At 74.7% G+C, this 1,177-nt stretch carries 1 protein-coding gene; it reads left to right on the top strand.

Annotated elements, in window-relative coordinates; genetic code table 11:
• Window positions 1–209: 209 nt before the first annotated feature.
• Window positions 210–1,177 (top strand): hypothetical protein (locus NON22_RS24570; protein ID WP_257389607.1); only part of this gene is annotated, 968 nt, incomplete at its 3' end.

The following is a 1,177-nucleotide window of genomic DNA, read 5'->3' as shown; positions in this document are numbered from 1 at the left end:
GCCGGTGCCGGGACAGTCCGGACCGGTCGCCGACGCCGCCGGCACGCGTGCCGGGCGTTCCCGGCGATGCGCGCCGGCAGCACGGCCGGCCTGCGCGGAATCGCCGGCGGATTGCGTTAGGCTGCAGCGCGCCGCGACGGCAGCGCTGCTCCGGATCGCGGAGCGGCGCGTGCGGCGTGCCGTGCTTCGCCATCCGAGGACGCCTGATCATGTCGATACGCCTGCACCTGCCGCTGCCGTACGAACCCGCGCCGCCGATCATCGCCGCGCAACTGGCCGTCGCGCCGGCCGCGGCCGATCTCGCCGGTGCGGCGCGCTGGTGCTACGAGCTGCGCTACCTGCACGAGCACCGCGCGCAGGACGAGATCGAGATCGCCGTTTCGTTCAACGTCCGCGCCGCCGCCGCTGCGGACGCCGGGCCGGCCGGTTTCGACGAGCGCGTCGTCGCGCGGCTGGTCTACGGCGACGACGACGAAATCCGCTCGCTGCGTCTGCGGCGCACGACGCCGTCGACGCACTGGCCGCGCGCGGGCCATGTCACGCCGGCCGGCGAACGCATCGATCTCGGCGACGGCGTCGGCGACGGCGACGAACGCGACTATCCGATCGACCCGCCGCTGCCGGCCGCGGGCTGGCAGGCCCTGAGCCTGCGCTGGTGCGGCCTGACGGTCGCCGATGCGCAGAACGCGCGCGCGGCGCTGACCGCCGTGCGCAATCGCGGCCTCGTCGACGACGCGTCGGACATTCCGGTGTACCGCACCGCCACCGTCGTCGCAGCGGATACGGTGGCGCCGCTGAACCAGTGGTCGCAGGATTTCGAGATCGGCGCACCGGGCGAGAACCTCGAGGGGGCACTGGTTGCGGCGTTCGGCGTCCTGTTCGGCGCACGCGCGATCGGCCAGCCGCTCGCGCTGCGGCTGTACTACGCCTATGCGCTCGCCGCCGACGATCCCGCGGACGCGCTGCTCGGCGTCCTGCCGGTCGCGTTGCAGCCGCCGCAGCCGCTGGCCGCGACGACGGCGGCGGAGATCGCCGCGCGGCTGGCCGGCTGGCAGGCACAGAACCAGCCGCCGTCCCTGCGCGCGCGCTGGCAGATCGAGCTCGTTCAGTACGCGCAGATCGGCACGGACGTGCCGCGGCCGCTGCTCGATCTGCGCCGGCTGGTCTACCGGCTGCG

Origin of the sequence: Tahibacter caeni (genome assembly GCF_024609805.1) — a bacterium.
Lineage (GTDB): Bacteria > Pseudomonadota > Gammaproteobacteria > Xanthomonadales > Rhodanobacteraceae > Tahibacter > Tahibacter caeni.
This window is presented reverse-complemented; position numbering and strand designations above follow the sequence as displayed.